The sequence below is a fragment of the Bradyrhizobium sp. Cp5.3 genome (assembly GCF_000426265.1).
Taxonomy (GTDB): Bacteria; Pseudomonadota; Alphaproteobacteria; order Rhizobiales; family Xanthobacteraceae; genus Bradyrhizobium; species Bradyrhizobium neotropicale.
The window spans coordinates 377,917-397,165 of the sequence record NZ_AUFA01000001.1 but is presented as its reverse complement, the minus strand read 5'-3'; the positions used below and the strand labels follow the sequence as shown (position 1 = coordinate 397,165).

Below are 19,249 nucleotides of genomic sequence, written 5' to 3'. Positions count from 1 at the left end.
TCTTTGCTTGTGATGTGAGGCTACGGATTTAATTCAAATTCGTCGATGAAATAGAGGGTAAACGAACCCCAATTCCGAACGGACAGTTAAAGTCCGGTTGTTCGCATCACCGAGATTTCGGCCAACGCGTTAGGACTCTGGAAGCGGCCTGATTTTTGGACAATCTGAGTCATCGTTTACTAAGAAACGCGAAGTAATGGTCACGCCCATTGCGGGATCGGCCGCCCCTGCCCATCGTAGCCGGCAGTCCGGTCCGACCTTGATAGACAGATGGGAATTTGCCGATGCAGGCCTTCGATACCGACGTGCGCAATCGCATCATCAAGCTGGTGAAGGCCATCCTCGAACAGAATTCGCTTTCCGCTGACGTCGCCCCGTCGGCAAAGCTCGTCGACGTCGGCCTGACCTCGATGGACATGGTCAACCTGATGCTCGGCGTCGAAGCCGAGTTCGACTTCACCATCCCGCAGTCCGAGATCACCCCGGAGAATTTCCAATCCGTCGAGACGCTGGAGCGGATGATCGCGATCCAGCTGCAGCCGGCGACAGCGGCTTGAGCCAGGAGCGCGATCTTCGCTCGGGGTCGTCCTGGCGAAAGCCAAGACCCCCGCGCGAGCGCCTGCGCTCGTCGCGATTGCCCCAGGAGTAGTTTGGCGAAGACTGGTCGTTCGGGACTACGACCATCCACAATCGATAGCTCGCGGTATGGGTCCTGACTTTCGCCAGGACGACATCGAATTTATGGCGCGCGTGTCGTCTTCCTGACGGCACTCCCCCAACCCCCGTTCCAAAACCGCCGCAAAGCTGGCATAGCTTCTCCACGGGATTGCATATCGCGAACGGGGTGGAGCAGGCATGACGCAGGCGGTATTGGGCATCATCGGCGGCTCCGGCATCTACGACCTGCCGGGTCTCGAAGGTGCACACGAAGAGGTGATCAAGAGCCCCTGGGGCGAGCCGTCGGCGCCGTTGCGGCGCGGGACCATCGCGGGCCTGCCGATCGTGTTCCTGCCGCGCCATGACAAGGGCCACCGGCTGTCGCCCTCCGACATCAACTACCGCGCCAATATCGACGTGCTGAAGCGCGCCGGCGTCACGGATCTGGTGTCGCTGTCGGCCTGCGGCTCGTTCAAGGAGGAACTGCCGCCCGGCACCTTCGTTCTCGTCGACCAGTTCGTCGATCGCACCTACAAGCGCGAGAGCTCGTTCTTCGGCAGGGGCTGCGTCGCGCATGTGTCGATGGCGCACCCGGTCTCGCCGCGCCTGCGCATTCATCTGGCCGCCGCGGCCGAAGCCGAGGGCATCGCGATCGCCCGCAGTGGTACCTATGTCTGCATGGAGGGGCCGCAATTCTCGACCCTTGCGGAAAGCATGACCTACAAGACGCTCGGTTACTCCGTGATCGGCATGACAAACATGCCCGAGGCGAAGCTCGCCCGCGAGGCGGAGATTTGCTACGCCACGGTTGCGATGGTGACGGATTTCGATTGCTGGCATCCCGACCATGATGCCGTCACCGTGCAGGACATCATCCGCATGCTGACCTCGAACGCCGACAAGGCCAAGGCGCTGGTGGCGCGGTTGGCCAAGGAGTTTCCGCGCGAGCATGAGCCGTGCCCGATCGGCTCGGACCGCGCACTCGACACCGCGCTGATCACGGCGCCCGAGGCCCGCGATCCGGAGCTGCTCCGGAAGCTCGATGCGGTGGCGGGGCGCGTGCTGCGGGGCTGAGACGAAAGGCAGAATGCCATGAAGGTCGACGGTAAGCATTTTCGCAGCATCTGGCGCGAGCGCGACGGCTGGTCTGTCGGCGCGATCGACCAGCGCAGGCTGCCGCATGAATTCGTCATCGCACGGCTGACGTCGTGCGAGGATGCGGCGGTCGCCATCCGCGACATGCTGGTGCGCGGCGCGCCCTTGATCGGCGCCACCGCGGCCTACGGCATGGCTCTCGCCATGCGCGAGGACAGCTCCGATGCCGGCCTGAAGCGCGCCTACGAGACGCTGATCGTGGCGCGGCCGACTGCGATCAATCTGAAATGGGCGCTGGACGAGATGCGCGCGACGCTTGCGCCGATCGATCCTCTGGAACGGGCCGAGGCCGCCTATGCGCGTGCCGACGAGATCGTCGAACAGGACGTCGAGATCAACCGCGGCATCGCCGCCAACGGCCTGCAGCTGATCGAGGCGATCGCGGCGAAGAAGCCGGGCGAGACGGTCAACGTGCTGACCCATTGCAATGCCGGCTGGCTCGCGACCGTCGACTGGGGCACGGCGACCGCGCCGATCTACCTCGCGCATGAGCGCGGCATCAAGATCCATGTCTGGGTCGACGAGACCCGCCCGCGCAACCAGGGTGCCTCGCTCACCGCCTGGGAACTCGGTCATCACGGCGTGCCGCACACCGTGATCCCCGACAACACCGGTGGCCATCTGATGCAACACCGCATGGTCGACCTTGCCATCGTCGGCACCGATCGTGTCGCCGCCAATGGCGATGTCTGCAACAAGATCGGCACGTACCTCAAGGCGCTCGCCGCCCACGACAACGGCGTGCCGTTCTATGTCGCACTGCCGTCGCCGACGATCGACTTCGCCGTCAATGACGGTATCAAGGACATTCCGATCGAGCAGCGCAGCGGGGTGGAGGTCACCGACATGACCGGTCGCACCGCCGATGGCCGGCTGGAGACTGTGCGCATCGTGCCGGAGGGTTCGCCGGTTGCGAACTACGCCTTCGACGTCACGCCGGCGCGGCTCGTCACCGGTCTCATCACCGAGCGCGGCGTGCTGAAGCCGGATCGCGCCTCGCTCGCAGCCGCATTCCCGGAACGGATCGCGGCTGCGGTGGAATAGTTAATTCGTCAAAGCGATATCGCGCCACACCGTCATTGCGAGCGCAGCGAAGCAATCCAGAATCCCTCCGCCGAGACGGTCTGGATTGCTTCGCTGCGTTCGCAATGACGAGTTTTGGTGAAGCAGCGCGTGACCATCTACATCCCTCACCCTGAGGAGCCGCGCTTGCGCGGCGTCTCGAAGGGTGAGGGGTACGAGCGGGCCTTATCCTTTAGAGACGCGCGCAAGAGCGCGCTCCTCAGGATGAGGGACTGGCGGTGTCGCGCTTGTCCTGACTAGCGAAGGCTAAGCCCCGTCGCCGCCTCGAGCTCGGCGATGGCCTGCGCGCCGCTGGTGACCTTGATCGTGGTCATGCCCATCTCGCGCGCGGGCTTGAGGTTGACGCCGAGATCGTCGAGATAGACGCAAGTTTTCGGATCCACCTTCAGCGTCTCGACCATCATCCGGTAGATACGCGGGTCGGGCTTGCGCAGACCAGTCTTGGCGGACTCGATCACGTGATCGAACAGCGCCATCACCTCGGCGACATAGAGCGTGCGCCCGGTGAGGCTGCCGATCGCGTTGGCGGGCAAATTGTTGGTGATGCAGCCGGTCTTGAACGTCGCCTTGATGCGCTTCAAGGCCTCGACCATCTCGGGGCGCAGATCGCCCTGGAGCAGCGGCAGCACGTCGCGGCCGCGCACCTCGGCGCCGAGCGCGAGCGATTCCGCGGCGAACAGCTTATCGAAGGTCTCGACATCGACCTCGGCGCGCTCGAACCTGGCCCAGGCATTTTCCAGATGATTGGCGGCATTGGTGCGCCGGATGATGTCGGCGGGCAGACCCCGTTCGGTCTCGAAACGCGTGAACGCCTCGAATGGCGAGCTCGTCAACACGCCGCCAAAATCAAAGATCACCGCCCCGATCGCCACTGTCCCACCCTCGTTAATTCGTGCCAAGATAGCTGACAAGACGGCTAGCACGCGCTATCGGCAAGGGCCAGACCGAAGCCATGTCGGGCCTTCGCCGATCGACCGCCCAAATGCCATCCCACAAGACGTGTTCCCATGACAAAGTTCGCGACGTTCATTGCAGGTGCACTGCTGCTCACGACGCCCGCCCACGCCATCGTCGGCGGCGGCACACCGCAGGCCGAAGGCGTGGCGCGTGCCGTCGTCACCATCGTCGGCTCGCGCGGTAATTTCTGCACCGGCAGCCTGATCGCACCAAAACTGGTGCTGACGGTGGCGCACTGCGTGCAGCCCGGTGCCGACTACAAGGTCGTCGACTACGGCGCCGACGGTAAGCCGCAACTGATGAACGTCCGCATCGTCGCGATCCATCCGAACTTCAACATGCAGGCGATGCAGGCACATCGCGCCACCGCGGACGTTGCGTTGCTGCAACTGGAAATTCCACTCAAGGGAAAATCGACGGTGCCGGTCGGCACGCCGCAAATTCCGATCCAGGTCGGCAGCCGCTTCACGATCGCCGGTATGGGTGTCACCACGCGCGGTGACGGCAAGAGCGGCGGTGTCACGCGGGTGGCGGGCCTCGTTGCAACAGGGCAGCCGGGAACGCTCCAGATCCGGCTGGTCGATCCCGTAACCAACGGTGTTCGCGACGGAATCGGCGCTTGCACCGGTGATTCCGGCGGCCCCGTATTCGAAGACAAGCCGAACGGGCCCGTGATTGTCGGCGTCGTTAGCTGGTCGACCGGGCCGAATGGCGCCGCCGGCTGCGGTGGACTGACCGGCGTCACACCGCTCACGCTCTATCGCGACTGGCTCTTGCAGACCGCGCGGAGCTGGGGTGCGATGCTGTGATTTGATCGCGACTTGATCTATGCCATTTTGAAGCGGAAGCGCGATCGGCGACCATGCCGATCGCGGAGGAAACGCGCCGTCCGGTCAAGGACGACCCAAGAACAAAGCAAGGCATAGAAGCAACAATGAATGTCGCTGTTCGCAGTCACGCCACCACCAAACAGGCCTCAGAACATTTCGACGTGCTGATCGTCGGCGCCGGCATCTCCGGCATCGGCAGCGCCTATCACCTCACCAAGCAGCTTCCCGGCACCAGCTTCGTCATCCTGGAGACTCAGGCGACGTTCGGCGGCACCTGGACCACGCATCGCTATCCCGGCATCCGCTCCGACAGCGACCTTCACACCTTCGGCTATCGCTTCAAGCCCTGGGTCGGCCCGCCGATCGCGACCGCCGAAGAGATACTCGCCTACATGAACGAGGTGATCGAGGACAACGATCTCGCAAGACATATCCGCTACAAGCATAAGATCAATTCCGCGAGCTGGTCGAGCGAGCAAAATCTCTGGACCATCGAGGCGGTAACGACCGATACCGGCGAGCCAAGGACCTTCACTGCCAACTTCCTCTGGATGTGCCAGGGCTATTATCGCCATTCCGAAGGCTACACGCCGGAATGGAAGGGCATGGATCGCTTCAAGGGTCGCATCGTCCATCCGCAGACCTGGCCGGACGACATCGATCTCAAGGGCAAGAAAGTGGTCGTGATCGGCTCGGGTGCGACCGCGGCGACGCTGGTGCCGAACATCGCCGACGCCTGCGCGCATGTCACCATGCTGCAGCGCTCGCCGACCTATTTCCGGCTCGGCCGCAACGCCATCGAGATCGCCGAGGAGCTGCGCAGGCTTCAGGTGGACGAAGAGTGGATCCACGAGATCGTCCGCCGCAAAATCTTGTTCGAGCAGGATGCCTTTACGAAACTCTGCGTGGCCAAGCCCGATCATGTGAAGAAGGAGCTGATCGATCAGATCCGCGCGGTGCTCGGTCCCGACTACGACGTCGAGACGCACTTCACGCCATCGTATCGGCCGTGGCGGCAGCGGATCGCCTTCGTGCCCGATGCCGATCTGTTCAAGGGCATTGCCAGCGGCAAGGCATCGGTCGTCACCGATGAGATCGAATGCTTCGTCGAGAACGGCATCCAGCTCAAGTCGGGCAAGCTGCTCGAGGCCGACGTCATCGTCACCGCGACCGGCTTCAACCTTGCCGCCCTCGGCGACATCGCCTTCGAGATCGACGGCGAGCCGCTCGCCTTCGGCGACACCGTCACCTATCGCGGCATGCTGTTCACGGGCGTGCCGAACATGGTCTGGGTGTTCGGTTATTTCCGCGCGAGCTGGACGTTGCGTGTCGATCTCGTTGCCGACTTCGTCTGCCGTCTGCTCGGCCATATGAAGGACAAGGGCGCGAAGAAGGTCGAGGTTCAACTGCGGCCTGAGGATCACAACATGCCGATCCTGCCGTGGATCGATCCGGAAAATTTCAACCCCGGCTACATGATGCGCAACATGGCCCTGTTGCCCAAGCGCGGTGATAAGCCGGAATGGCAGCACAGCCAGGACTACTTGACCGAAAAGGACGAGATCCCGAAGACGGATCTGGATGACAAGGCGTTTGTCTACGGGTGAGGTGCGGTAGAGATCGCCGGGGCGACACTGGGCTATTGGGCAATCGGCTCGCGGCTCGCTCGCTGTTGTTGTAGCGCGAGCCGGCAGCCGTGCGGCTTTGAATGTCAGGCCATTCATGTGAACCCCCGTCCACATTGATGGATCTGCATATCGCGTTGCGTGCGCAGAATGGGAATTCAGCGGTGCAAGGCCGTGGCGTGGTTGCAACATGGTCATTTGAATCTGACTCGGTTGTGAGCCAAATGGAGGCATCGGATGCGGTCGGAGTTTCACACGCAGGCCTCATGACTTAAGTTCCGCCGCGAAAGCGTGGGAATGGGGAAGTCGTGTGAACGGCGGGTGGCTATCGAAGTGGCAGGGCCAGCTACGCCGATATGGCGCCGTGTCCTTCGCCGCCGCGTCCTCGGTCCTCGCAATCATGATCGGCCTCACCCTGTCGACGACGGCGGCGCAGGCTCAATGCGTCCCCGATCCGGCGTCGAGCGGTCAGACCGCCACCTGCAGCGGCACCGACGCCAACGGCTTTCAGGCCGGAGTCGGCGTCGATAGCCTCACCGTCAACGTGCTCTCCGGCGCCACCGTGCTCGACAACGGCACCGCGTCGATCGGCCTCAACGATTCCAACACTGTCACCAACAACGGGACGTTGTCGGCCGGCTCCGGCCTGATCGGCATCAGTGTGGGGAATTCCAACACCGTGACCAACAACAGCGCCATCACGGTGCTTGGCAACGGTGCGGGCATCTCCGCGCAGGATCACAACATCATCGCCAATGCCGGGACGATCACCACGGGTGATGGCGGCGCAGCGATCTCGGTCCATAACAACAACGCCGTCAGCAACGGCGGCGCGCTGTCGGTCGGAGCATCGGGCGCAGGCATCTTCACGGGCCAGAACAACACGGTGACCAACGCCGCGGGTGGCACGATCACCGGTCTCAACGACTCCAGGGGTATCTGGGTTTTTGGCAGCTCGACCGTGACGAATGCCGGCGCGATCACAGTCGGCGCCTCCTCTTCCGGGTTCACCGGCGGCATTCTCGCGATCAGCGACAATAACGCCGTCACCAATACGGCCACGGGCGATATTTCGGTCGGCCAGAACGCCACCGGCATCCTCATGCAGGGTAATCTCGAAACCGTCAGCAATTTCGGCGCTATCACAGGCAGCGATTTTGCAACGGGCATTTCAGCTCAGGGAAGCCATGCCACGATCAGCAACAACGGCACGATATCCGTTGGCGGCTCCGGCATCGCTTTTTCCGGCTCGTCGAGCACCATCACGAACAACGGCCGGATTACGGGGGGCGATGGCGCGCAAGGCATCACCGCGTTGGGCGACGACGTCGTCGTGATCAACAACGGAACGATTTCCGTCGGCGCCTCCAGCAACGGTATCTCCGCGTCCACGATTTCGACGAGCAACCAGATCGTCAATACCGGCACTATCAATGTCGGGGCCGGAAGCGTAGGCATCAGCACTCTCGGCAGCGTCAGCGTCTTCAATTCCGGAACCATCAACGCCGCCGCGGCGGGTGCGCTGGCGATCGATTTGTGCGGCTGCAGCACCAACGTGCTTACACTCGGCCCCGGCAGCGTGATCAACGGCCAGGTGCTCGCCTCCGGCACCGACACGTTCCAGCTCGGCGGTACCGGCAAGGATACGTTCAATCTCAGCCTGATAGGCGGCCAGTACACCGGCTTCTCGACCTTCAACAAGGTCGACAATTCGACCTGGACGGTGACGGGCATCGGCAACCAGGGCTGGAGCGTGCTGCGCGGAACGCTTCTGCTCGCCGGCACCATCAACGGCATTGTGAGCGTCGCCGCGGGTGGCACGTTCGGCGGTGTCGGCACGGTCGGCACGACCACCGTCAATGGTGGCGTATTGGCGCCCGGCAATCCGACGGGAACGCTGACCATCTCCGGCAATCTCTCGCTCGCGAGTGCGTCGCGCTACATGGTGCAGGTCTCCGGCGCGAGCAACGGCCTTGCGGTCGTGACCGGAACGGCGACGCTCGGCGGCGCGACCGTCGTCGTCGTTCCGACCGGCTCGATCGCGAAGCACTACGCGATCCTGAATGCGGCGACGCTTCCCGACATGTTCAACCCGGTCGTCACCGGGCTCTCGTCAAACCTGAAGGCCACTCTCAGCTACGATCCCAACAACGTCTTTCTCGATCTCGCGCTGAGCTACGGCAGAGGCCTCAACGTCAATCAGCGGAACGTCGCAAACGCGCTGACGGCCGTTTTCAACAGCACCGGCAGCCTGCCCGTCGCGCTCGCGAGCCTCACGCCCGCCGGCCTGACGCAAGCCTCGGGCGAGCCTGCGACGGGATCGCAGCAGACCACGTTCAACGCGATGAACCAGTTCCTCGGCCTGCTGACCGACGTGTTCGGCTCGGGGCGCGGCGGCCCGTCCGGCGCGACGCCGTTCGCCGAGGAGACGAGCGCGAACGCCTATGCCGCGACCGGCAGGAGCGCGCGCGATGCCCTTGCTTCGATCACTCGCAAGGCGCCGCCGGCAAATTTCGTGCAGCGCTGGGATGTGTGGGCGGCCGGCTACGGGGGCTCGCAGACCACCGACGGCAACGCGGCGCTCGGCTCGAACAACACCACCAGCAGCATCTACGGCACCGCCGTCGGCCTCGACTATCGCATCTCGCCGTCGACGCTCGCCGGCTTTGCGCTTGCCGGCGGCGGCACCGGCTTTGCCGCGAACGGGCTCGGCTGGGGACGCTCCGACCTGTTCCAGGCCGGCGCCTTCGTGCGTCACACGACCGGACCGGCTTATCTCTCGGCAGCATTGGCCTACGGCTGGCAGGACGTGACGACCAATCGCACGCTCACCGATGCCGGCTTCAACCAGCTCCGTGCGCAGTTCAATGCCAACGCCGTCTCGGGCCGCATCGAGGGCGGCTATCGCCATGCGACACAGTGGATCGGCCTCACGCCCTATGCCGCGCTTCAGGCCACCATGTTCAGCCTGCCGAACTATGCCGAGACTGCCGTGATCGGCAGCAACGCCTTTGCGCTCAACTACGCCGCCAAGAGCGTGACCGACACTCGCACCGAGCTGGGCTTTCGCGCCGACAGATCGTTCGCGGCCGCCGGCGGCCTGCTCACGCTGCGCGGCCGTGCCGCCTGGGCGCATGATTTCAATCCGGACCGCAGCGTCAGTGCAGTGTTCCAGACGCTGCCCGGATCGGCCTTCGTCGTGAACGGCGCCGCACAGGCGCGCGATTCCGCATTGACCACGACGTCGGCGCAAATGAGCTGGATGAACGGCTGGTCCGCGGCGCTGACTTTCGAGGGCGAGTTCTCGGCTGTCACCCGCTCCTACGCCGGCAAGGGCGTAGTGCGCTACGCGTGGTAGGGCGCGGCCTGGAGGGCCCTCCAGGGCAGGGTAAGTATCACCGCTTCGGCTGCGGCGGCTTGCGGGGAGGGCGCGGGGCGGGCGCACCTTGCGGATCGAACTTGCCGGTCATCTTGTTCGCGGCCTCGCTGATATCGAGCAGGGTTTTGCGGCCGTCCTCGATGAAGCTCGCCGATTTCTTCTTCATGGTATCGGCGAGCTCGCGCAATCCCTGCACCTTCTCGAACAGCTCGTCGGCCTTGCCGTCGACGAAACCGGGCACCGCGCCCTCGATTTTCGTGACCGCCTTGTCGAAGCCTGCAAAGGCGCTGTCGACCTTGGCCATGACCGAATCGATCTCGTCGCCCTTGCCCTTGAGATCGGCGGTGTAGTCCTCGAACGTGCGCAAGCCGTCCTTGATCGCAGGGGAGTTGGCAACGATCATGCGGTCGACACTGTGCAGGGTCTCAACGATGGATTCGGCGTCGCTGAGATCAGCGATCAGCACCGGGATGCCATCCGAATCCACCGGCACCGGCGGCGCCGAGGGCGCGCCGCCGATCAGCGAGATCGCGGCAACGCCCGTGAGGCCCTGGAACTCGATGCCGGCCACCGTGTCCTTGCGGATCGGCGCGTTGTTGTCGAGCATCACGAGCGCCACGATCCGGCGCGGTTTGTCCAGCTTGATCGACAGGATCTGGCCCGCGGGAACGCCGTCGAAATTGACCGGACCACCGCGGCGCAGGCCGCTGGCAGATCCGCCTTCGAACACGACGCGCAACTGGCTGCGGCTTTGGATGCTGCGCCATTTCTGCACGCCGAGCAGGCCGCCGAACGCCACGGCGATCGCCGCCAGCGTCGCCGTTCCGATTACCAGATTGCTCGCGCGTGCCATGCAGTCCGATTTTACGGTCAAACCGGGTAAGTTGGAAGGACCTCGATACCGGACGCGGTCTATTGGTCATGGAAAGTAGGGCGGGTTAGTGAAGCGTAACCCGCGACTGTTTGAGCGGCCATTGCGCGAATTGGCGGATTAATCCGCCCCACGATCCCTCACGCGACCTCAATGTCCCGCCGCGCGCTTTGCCGCGGCATTGTTCAGGACGATCAGGGCATCGACCGCAACGCCGGTCTTTGTATTGATCAGGAACGGATTGATGTCGATCGAAGCGATCCGGTCGCCGGCATCCGCGATCAGGTTGGAGAGACCGACCAGCGCCTTTACGGCCGAGGCTTCATCCAGCTTTGGCTTGCCGCGATAGCCGCGCATCTTGATGCCGGCTTTGGTGCGGCCGATCACGAGCTTCGCTTCGGCCGCGTCCAGCGGCGCACCGGCGAGCGCCACGTCCTTCATCAGCTCGATGTCGATGCCGCCGGTTCCGAATAGCACGACCGGACCCATCTCCGCATCCAGGGACGCGCCGACCACGAGCTCGAGATCGGCTTTGACCTGCTGCGCAATGAGAATACCGTCGAGCCTGGGCTTGCCCTTCAGCTTGTTCACCCGCGCGGTGATGTCGGTGAATGCCTTCTTCACCTCGGCCGCGCTGTTGAGGTTCAGCACCACGCCGCCGATGTCGGACTTGTGCAGGATCTCGGCGCTGACGACCTTGGCCACGACGGGAAAGCCGATCTGCTTGGCGATCTTCACCGCCTCCGCCGCCGTCTGCGCGATCGCCTCCTTCGAGATCGGGATGCCGTAGGCTTTCAACAGCTTCTTCGAGGCGACCTCGTCGAGCGCGGCGCCGGTTGCCGATTTCAGTGTCTTCTCCAGCACGGCGCGCGCCGAAGCCTTCGAGCTGGAGAGAATGTCAGGCACTTCCTTGCGCAGCCTGGCATAGTCGAGCAGAGACTTGATCGCGGTCACCGCACGGTCCATGCCCTGCATAACCGTGAGATGCGGCAGCGACTTGCGCAGGCCCTTGGTGAACTCGGTGAAGCCGATCGACATCGCGCTGACATAGATAACGGGCTTCGAGGCTCCGCTCGCCATCTCGTTGACGATGCGCAAATTGCGCTCGCGCAGCTCGTGCGGCGCCTTCGGCAGCTCGGAATCGATGATGACGACGTCGATATCGGGATCGTCGATCATCAGCTTGATCGACTTCATGTAGACGGAGGGATCGACCACCGCGGCAAAGCCGGCGTCGAGCGGGTTGCCAACGATCGAGCCCGGCCCGAGCATCTTCGCGAGCTCGCCGCTGACATGCGGGCTCAGCGGCGCGAAGTTCAGGCCTTCGGCATAGAAGGCGTCGATCAGCATGCCGCGCTTGCCGCCGGACAGCGTGACCGCGGCAAGCCGGTCGCCCTTGGGCATCGCGGCGTGCGCGAAGCACTCAGTGATCTCGATCAGCTCGTCGAGCCCGCTCACGCGGATCACGCCCTCGCGGGTCGCAATCGCATCGAACGTCTCGATCGAACCCGCGAGCGCGCCGGTGTGGGCCATTGCTGCCGCGCGGCCGCCCTCGGAGGCGCCGAGCTTGAGTGCGATCACCGGCTTGCTCGCGGCGCGCGCCGCCTTGCAGGCGTCGCGGAACGCCTTGGTGTTGCGCACGCCTTCGAGATAGACGACGATCACCTTGATGCTGGGATCCTCGGCGAAATAGCGCATCAGGTCCGGCGTCTCGAGTCCGGCCTCGTTGCCGGTCGTCACCATGTAGCCGACCCCGACACCGCGATCTTCCAGCGCCTGACGGATCGCCATGACGATGGCGCCGGACTGTCCGGCGATCGCCACTGCACCCTGTTCCATGGTGACGATGCGGTCGTCGATATTGGTGAAGAGGTTCTCGCCGGCGCTCAAATTGCCGAGGCAGTTCGGGCCGGTGACGGCAAGGCCGGTCTCGCGGATCGCCGCCTGCAGTTCGGCCGCGAGCCTCTGGCTCTCCTCATCCTGCAACTCACTGAAGCCCGAGGTGACGATGGTGGCCGAACGCGCGCCGGCCGCAGCCGCATCGCGGATCACCTGCACGGCGAAGCGTGCGGGCACCAGCACCAGCACGTGATCGGGCTTTTCGGGGAGACTCGCAAAATCCTTGTAGCAGGTGACGCCCCAGATGGTTTCGCGCTTGGCATTGACCGGATAGAGCCCGCCCTCAAAACCGTATTTGACGAGATTGTTCCAGATGCGCTCGGCGTAATTGCCGGGCTTGTCGGTCGCGCCCACCAGCACGATGTTGCGCGGGTGCAGCATCGCATGAATGCCCCTCACGATGTCGCTGGCGCCAGGTGACGGAGACCATGAGTACGGAGAGAAGGACGCAGCAGACACCTGGGCTTCCATGGCGCAATCCTCACTTTTTGTTTTTGTTGCGGCGCGTCGTTCTGTTCTATGGCGAGCTCTGGCGAGGCGCTCGGGATGAATGCAATGCCGCCAGACGGAATAGGCAGGACTTCATGCGAGAAGGCTAGCATCACCGGACTTTTGGCGAAAGTGCGAACGATCCGCGCGTGCTCGCGATCGTCAGCGCTGTGCTCCAGCAATTGCTGTTCTCACGCAACGCCGGCTTGCGTGCTCTCGATCCGCTACCACACCTCACGCGGCCGCGGCGGCGAGGCGAGGCCGGCAAGCAGCACGGCCAGGATTCCCGTGAGGAAGATGCCGTCGAAGGTCCCGGCGCCGCCGATCGATGCGACGGGTGCGCCTAGACCGCCAATCTTGTCGAGGTTGAGCAGGTCAGCCCCGATCAAAGTCCCCATCGAGCCGCCGATATAGGCGAGCGGCGCGGCATATTCGCGCGACAGCAGGAATGCCAGGATCGCTGTGGCGACGACAGGCACAAATACGGGCACCGCGATGCCGACCCCCTGCACGGGCGTTGCCATCATGTGGATGATGAATGCGATGGCAATGGTCGCGATCGCTGCCTTCACCCAGAGCTGATACCTCAGCACCAGATAGGTCGACATCATCGTCGGGATGATCGCGCCGCCGACATTGACCGCGAGCACCGTGCCCGGCCATTGCGTCACCAGCGGCACCACGTAGCGCATGCCGAAGAAATCGACGATCTCGCCCGAGCGCACCACCTTGGCCGGCAGAACCGTGATCGGAATGTTGAAATAGCTGCCGACCAGCGATCCGAACAGCAGCAGCAGCGCCGTGCCTGGTCCGACCCCGAGCCGCATATAGGCGTAACGCAGGATGCGGAGCTGGATCAGGATGATCAGCGCGGCAAACAACAGCACCAGGATGGTGAACAATCCCGGTGTGATCGGTAGGTACTGGACCTCGCCACGCATTGTCGGATCCGATCGCAGACGATTTCGACGGGCAGCATCCCACGGGATGGCGTGGATGACAAACCTATCCGTCGGCGCCGACCAGGGTCGCATGCAGGATGTAGCGCTCCGGACCGGACGTGACAGCGTCGAATGGCCAACAGGTCGAGAGCACCAGTTCAAAATCCTGTGTTGCTGGATCGATGCCCGAATTGTCGAAACGAACGATATCAGAGGAGTCCGTGCGATAGCGAAAGCGTTTGCCGTCGCTGCGCGTGATCTCGATCACGTCGCCGATCGCAACATTCCGCAGGAAGCGGAAATGCGTGTCGCGATGCGCGGCATAGACGGCAACGCCGCGCTCGCCGGCGTCGACCGTCTGTTCGACATGACCGGGTCCGAAGGCCAGGGCCTGGCCGCTGCTGCCTGCCAGCACGATTGTGCTGGCGCCGATTCGTTTCACCTCGATCCGCGCGACCGGCCAGGTGTCCGCCCAGGACCACGGCTTCACCGGCTGTCCGGTCGCAACGCTCCTGTCGAAGGCGCGCTCCAGCAGCACCTGCGCGAGCCACGCCTTGGCATGGATGTAAGCGCCATCGCCGAACAGGATGAGGCCGACGATGGCAAGGACGAGCGGCGAGATCAGGCGGGGCATTGCGGATATTCTCCTGTCATTGCGAGCGAAGCGAAGCAATCCGGACCGTCTCCTGTGTGGTGCTCTGGATTGCTTCGTCGCTTCGCTCCTCGCAATGACGTTGAATAAAAAGGCGCGCGCGGCCGTGTCGGTGGGAACGGGCAGCCGCGCGCGCTGAGGAAGAGGAGTACGGGGGGCTCCTCTCTCAAGCGGCGTCAGTGAGCAAGGGCTGACGCCGGTTGAACATGAACAGGATCAGGCTGAGCAGGATCAGGGTGAGGCCCGCGATCATCTTGAGATCGGCCGAGGTTGCGGTCTTGGGCAGACGGATTGCGTCGGGCGCGGCAGGCGTCGGCCGCCTCACGGCCGGCTGGCCGTTCGCATCGGCACGACGTTCGCGCAGTTGCGCCGGCACCTGCGGCCGCTCGCCAAAGACCTTTTCGAAATCCCAGCCGGCCGGCAGGTTGATCGGCAGCTCGCTGAGCTTGAGCGGCTCGCCCGCGGGGCGGCTCGGCGTCTTGTCGACCGCGACGAGGCTGGTCAGCCGCGTGACGATCTGATGATCGAGCGCCAAAGCCAGGATCGTCTTGTCGCTATCTTCCGGCGTCATCTCCCGCATCGTGCGCGCCACTTCGGCGTCGCCGATCTTGCGCTTGGCCCAGAGCTTCGACAGGCCCTTACCCTCGGCGGCATTGCGCAGCGGCAACGTCACCGACCATGGCCGGTCGCCGACACGGCCCTTGATCTCCAGCGAGCCTGCGAGCTTGTCGAGCTTCGCCGCCAGCACCAGCGGCTCGTCGCGATAGACGTCGGGGATGATCGCCGGCGTGATGTCGGCCCTGGCGTCGGAGAATTTTGCGGTGAGGCCGGTCACGGCCGGGTTCTCCAGCTTGGCGAACAGGCCGCGCATGCGCTCCTCCACCTGCTCGACCGAGCCGATATGGGTGAAGGCGCCACGGCCGAGTTCGGACGCGCGCGTCATCAGATAGGTGTTGGGAGCCGACCCGATGCCGACCATGAAGACGCGCGAGCGGCCGCGCATCGCGGTGATCGCTTCGAATAATTGCTGCTCATTGCCGATCGCGCCATCGGTGAGGAACACGACCTGGCGAACCATGCTGGTCTCGCCGAGCTTGTCGGTCAGCGCCGCGCGCATCGCAGGCACCATCTCGGTGCCGCCGCGTGCCTGCAACGCGCTCACGAACGACGTCGCCTCACCGACATGCGCCCCATCGGCCGGAACGGAAGTCGGAAACAGCACGTCCATGGTGTCGTCGAAACGGATGACGTTGAAACGGTCGGTCGGCTGCAGGCGGCCGAGAGCATAAAGAAGGCTCGCCTTGGCCTGAAGGATCGAGGTGCCACCCATCGAGCCCGAATTGTCGATCACGAACACCACTTCGCGCGGCAACGGCTTCTGCGACGCCTGGTCGACCGTGGGAGGCGTGACGAAGGCGAGGAGGTAGTCGGCGTCACCGACATGCTCGCGGAACAGCCCGACCGACGGCGCCTTTTCTGCGGCCGGCTTCCAGGTCAACTCGAAATCGCGGTCCGCGGGCTCGGGGCCGTCGGCGAGCGTGACGACGCGCGTCGCGCTGTCCGGGCTATCGATCTTGACGTTGTGGTGGTGGCTCTTCACCTCGCCGAGCGTAAAGCCGGCCTGCAGACGCACTGTGATGCTGGTCGGGTTGACCGGAGCGTTCTTGGCAGGATCCTTTACGGGCGGCGAGATGCGGTCGCGGTCCGGCACCGGGTCGGTCGTGGTCGCGCCCCAGCCGGAGCCGTCGGGCCGGAAGTCGACGCTCTGCGCGATCGGCGCCGGATTGTAACGCGGTCCGACCACCAGGGGCACGCGCAGCGAATATTCGTTGCCGGACTGGCGCACCGGCTCCTGATATTCGATCTGTACCAGCACGGTCTCGCCGGGGCCGATATTGGCGACCGAGTTGGTGAAGATGTTCGGCCGCTCCTGCTCGGTGAGCGCCGCCTTCTGGCCGGCGCGGCGCGCCTGCTCGTAGATCACGCGCGCCTGCTGCCGCTCCTTGATGTCGCCGACGATGACGCGGTCGCCGACCACCATCTTCAGCGTATCGACGGCGCCGTCGGTGGCGAGCGGATAGACATAGGACGCCTCGACCCAGTCCCTGGTCGGATTGCGGAAGACTTGCGTGACGCGGGCGCGCAGTGTCGGGCCCGACACCGTGATGTCGACATCGATGCCGAGGCGGATGGCTTCGGTATAGGCGCCGTCGTCCTTCAGCAGCAGGGTGCCGGAGCGGGCATCGCCGGGCTGGAGCAGGCTGGCCTGCTCCGTCGTCGTCGACCAGCTCGGCTCGAAGCTGACGAGCAGGACGACGAAGCCGACCAGGAGCACGGCAATGCCCTGCACCAGAAGAAACAGTCCGAGCTTGATCAGCTTGTCCAGCATGGGGTGTTCGTAGCTGTCGTCGGCGTCGTAGGTATCCATTTGGCCTGCTCCAAGGATGTTTGCTGGCCCTGACCTTCCGCCGGGATGGGCCGATTTCGCGAGCAGAATGATCGGTAATGTTCCGCCATGGCCGGCCCGGCTGTGCCACGGCGTCGGCGGCTCTGTGCGGTTTTGTGCTGGTCTGTCCGCCCTGCTAGAATGGCCTTGTGGAGCAGGGTTAACGATGCAGACGCAGGATAAACTCACCGACAAGCAGCTTTCGGACGAGCAAAGCCGCGAGATCGCCGAGACCATTCGCGAGGAGCTGGCGAAACGCCGGATCTCCCGGCAGGCGCTGGCCGAGCAGGCCAAGCTCAGCCTGTCGACCTTGGAGAAGGTGCTTGGCGGCCGCCGTCCGTTCACGCTGGCAACGACCGTGCGGCTCGAGCAGGCGCTGGGCGTGTCCCTGCGCAAGAGCGCCGTCGTGCCGGCGGCGGCGCCTCCGGCCGGCAACGACGTCGCGCCAGACAGCCTCGGCTCCTATTCGCATCGCGCGGTGACCTGGCTGGAAGACGTCTACATCACGCTGCGGCCGTCATTCGGCGCCAAGGACGCGATCTTCGCCTATCGCACCGAGATCCTGTGGGAGCCGAAAGTCTCCTCGCTCGTTTTCCGCGAGGGCGAGCGGACGGATGCAGCCTATGAGCACACCGGCGAGGTCGCGGTGCCCCACCAGTCCGGCTTCATCTATCTCGTCATCATCAAGCACGGCCAGCATCGCGTGATCACGGTGTCGCGGCCGACCGTCACCGGTGCAATGTACGGCATCATCTCGACGCTGCGCGCCGGCCCCGGCTCGCAACTGACGCCGATCGCGGCGCCGATCGCCTACGTTCCTGCGCGAAACTTCAGCGATCCCGCGGTCGGGCGGATCGCGCCCGACCATCCGAATTACGAACTTTATCGCGATCATTTGCGGCGCACGGTCGACGAATCCTTTGCGCTGTTCCTGCCCGTCTAGGCTCGTGTCGGAATCGCTTGACTAAAATGGCGGCCTTTCGGCCGCCATTTTGTTCGATCGGAGTGTGTTTCAGCCGGAGGTGGCTCCTGCTAGCCGCCGGTCTCGGCGCTGATGACGTCGCCGATCAGATCCCACTTGCCGGCCTTGAACTGAATCATCTTGAGTTGCTCAATCGGGGCGAAGTCGTTCGGCGAAGTGTTGATCTTGATGCCGGGAATCATGACGTCGGGTGTGAAGTCCTTCAGGCTTGCGGCCTGCTTCATCACGTTGTCCCGGGTCAATTCGTCCCCGCATTGCTTCAGCACCTGCACCATCGTCTGGGAAGCGGCGTAGCCGTAGACGAGATTGATGTCGGATATATTGGCGCCCGGCATGTATTTGTCGACGAAGGCCATGAACTTCTTCATGCCCGCATCGTCCTTCCATTGCGGGTCGGATGCATCCTTCAGATAGGTCGCCGACAGCACGCCTTCGGAAGCTTGCATGCCGGCAGGCTGCATCACCGCGCCGATCGAGATCGAGACGTCGGTCATCACCTGCATCGGCTTCCATTCCAGCTCGGCGATCTTCTTGATCGCCTGCGCCGCGAATTTCGGCGTGGCGATATTGACGAAGACGTTGGCGCCGGTGCCCTTCAGCTTGACGATGTGGGAATCGATCGACGGCTCGGTGGTCTCGTAGCTCTCTTCCGCGACGATCAGCGAGGACGCCTTGTCGCCGAAGATCTCCTTGATGCCGGCGACGTAATCCTTGCCGAAATCGTCATTGGCATAAAAGATTGCGACCTTGGCATCGGGCTTCGCCTGCAGGATGTACTTCGCAAAGACCCGCGCCTCGACCCGGTAGCTCGGCTGGAAGCCCATGGTCCACGGGAAGCCCTTCGGATCGTTCCACTTGCTGGCGCCGGTGGCGAGGAATAGCTGCGGCACTTTCTTGGTGTTGTGATATTTCTGCACGGAGGTCTGGGTCGGCGTGCCCAGCGCGTTGAACACCAGGAAAACCTCGTCGCTCTCGATCAGCTTGCGGATCTGCTCCACCGTCTTGGGCGGCGAATAGGCATCGTCATAGGAGATCCAGTTGATCTTGCGGCCGTTGATGCCGCCCTGCTCGTTGATCATCTTGAAATAGGCCTCTTCGGTCTTGCCGATGATGCCGTAGGCGGACGCCGGGCCGGAATAGGCCTCGACATTGCCGATCTTGATCTCGGTGTCGGAAGCGCCGGTATCGTATTTCTTCTGGGCGTAGGCGCTCTGGGCGGTGAGCAAGGTCAAAGCGGTCGCTGCGGCGAGCAGGGAGAGTTTCTTGTTGTTCATGAAAATTCC

At 63.8% G+C, this 19,249-nt stretch carries 14 protein-coding genes; 7 read left to right on the top strand and 7 right to left on the bottom strand.

The window, feature by feature from the left end:
• The first annotated feature begins 284 nt into the window (after window positions 1-284).
• From K289_RS0101840 to mtnA, 3 genes are all read left to right on the top strand, one after another.
• Entirely contained in the window at window positions 285-557 is a 273-nt protein-coding gene (locus tag K289_RS0101840; RefSeq protein ID WP_027549892.1) for a phosphopantetheine-binding protein, read from the top strand.
• Between the two features lie 298 nt (window positions 558-855).
• A complete protein-coding gene (locus tag K289_RS0101835; protein WP_027549891.1) occupies window positions 856-1,731 on the top strand; it encodes an S-methyl-5'-thioadenosine phosphorylase in 876 nt (291 codons plus the stop codon).
• Between the two features lie 18 nt (window positions 1,732-1,749).
• Window positions 1,750-2,856, top strand: coding sequence for an S-methyl-5-thioribose-1-phosphate isomerase (mtnA, locus tag K289_RS0101830; protein ID WP_027549890.1), 1,107 nt, complete (start codon window positions 1,750-1,752; stop codon window positions 2,854-2,856).
• A 275-nt stretch (window positions 2,857-3,131) separates the two neighbouring features.
• Here the strand turns inward: mtnA and K289_RS0101820 are convergent, their stop codons facing one another.
• Window positions 3,132-3,767, bottom strand: coding sequence for an HAD-IA family hydrolase (locus tag K289_RS0101820; protein ID WP_027549889.1), 636 nt, complete (start codon window positions 3,765-3,767; stop codon window positions 3,132-3,134).
• 135 nt (window positions 3,768-3,902) lie between these two features.
• On the opposite strand from K289_RS0101820, the gene K289_RS0101815 reads away from it, so the two are divergent.
• The 3 genes from K289_RS0101815 to K289_RS0101805 all read left to right on the top strand — a co-directional run bounded on the left by K289_RS0101815 (window position 3,903) and on the right by K289_RS0101805 (window position 9,665).
• Window positions 3,903-4,661, top strand: a complete 759-nt coding sequence (locus tag K289_RS0101815) for a trypsin-like serine protease (RefSeq protein ID WP_027549888.1) — start codon at window positions 3,903-3,905, stop codon at window positions 4,659-4,661.
• A gap of 125 nt (window positions 4,662-4,786) precedes the next feature.
• Entirely contained in the window at window positions 4,787-6,289 is a 1,503-nt protein-coding gene (locus K289_RS0101810; RefSeq protein WP_027549887.1) for an NAD(P)/FAD-dependent oxidoreductase, read from the top strand.
• A 418-nt stretch (window positions 6,290-6,707) separates the two neighbouring features.
• Entirely contained in the window at window positions 6,708-9,665 is a 2,958-nt protein-coding gene (locus K289_RS0101805; RefSeq protein ID WP_156917767.1) for an autotransporter domain-containing protein, read from the top strand.
• A gap of 37 nt (window positions 9,666-9,702) precedes the next feature.
• On the opposite strand, the gene K289_RS0101800 is transcribed toward K289_RS0101805, so the two are convergent.
• The 5 genes from K289_RS0101800 to K289_RS0101780 all read right to left on the bottom strand — a co-directional run bounded on the left by K289_RS0101800 (window position 9,703) and on the right by K289_RS0101780 (window position 16,966).
• Window positions 9,703-10,539: an MlaD family protein gene (locus tag K289_RS0101800; protein WP_027549885.1), complete on the bottom strand. Its 837-nt coding sequence runs from the start codon at window positions 10,537-10,539 to the stop codon at window positions 9,703-9,705.
• A 168-nt stretch (window positions 10,540-10,707) separates the two neighbouring features.
• Entirely contained in the window at window positions 10,708-12,927 is a 2,220-nt protein-coding gene (locus K289_RS0101795) for an acetate--CoA ligase family protein (RefSeq protein ID WP_027549884.1), read from the bottom strand.
• Between the two features lie 242 nt (window positions 12,928-13,169).
• A complete protein-coding gene (locus tag K289_RS0101790; protein WP_027549883.1) occupies window positions 13,170-13,886 on the bottom strand; it encodes a DUF1614 domain-containing protein in 717 nt (238 codons plus the stop codon).
• Window positions 13,887-13,950: 64 nt separating this feature from the next.
• Window positions 13,951-14,520 carry a class GN sortase gene (locus K289_RS0101785; protein ID WP_027549882.1) on the bottom strand — a complete coding sequence of 190 codons (570 nt, stop codon included), beginning with the start codon at window positions 14,518-14,520 and terminating at the stop codon, window positions 13,951-13,953.
• Between the two features lie 184 nt (window positions 14,521-14,704).
• Window positions 14,705-16,966, bottom strand: a complete 2,262-nt coding sequence (locus K289_RS0101780; RefSeq protein WP_027549881.1) for a marine proteobacterial sortase target protein — start codon at window positions 16,964-16,966, stop codon at window positions 14,705-14,707.
• 184 nt (window positions 16,967-17,150) lie between these two features.
• Here K289_RS0101780 and K289_RS0101775 point away from each other — a divergent pair, with 184 nt between their 5' ends.
• A complete protein-coding gene (locus K289_RS0101775; RefSeq protein WP_027549880.1) occupies window positions 17,151-17,927 on the top strand; it encodes a helix-turn-helix transcriptional regulator in 777 nt (258 codons plus the stop codon).
• An 89-nt stretch (window positions 17,928-18,016) separates the two neighbouring features.
• Here the strand turns inward: K289_RS0101775 and K289_RS0101770 are convergent, their stop codons facing one another.
• Window positions 18,017-19,240, bottom strand: a complete 1,224-nt coding sequence (locus K289_RS0101770; RefSeq protein WP_027549879.1) for an ABC transporter substrate-binding protein — start codon at window positions 19,238-19,240, stop codon at window positions 18,017-18,019.
• Window positions 19,241-19,249 lie beyond the last annotated feature (9 nt).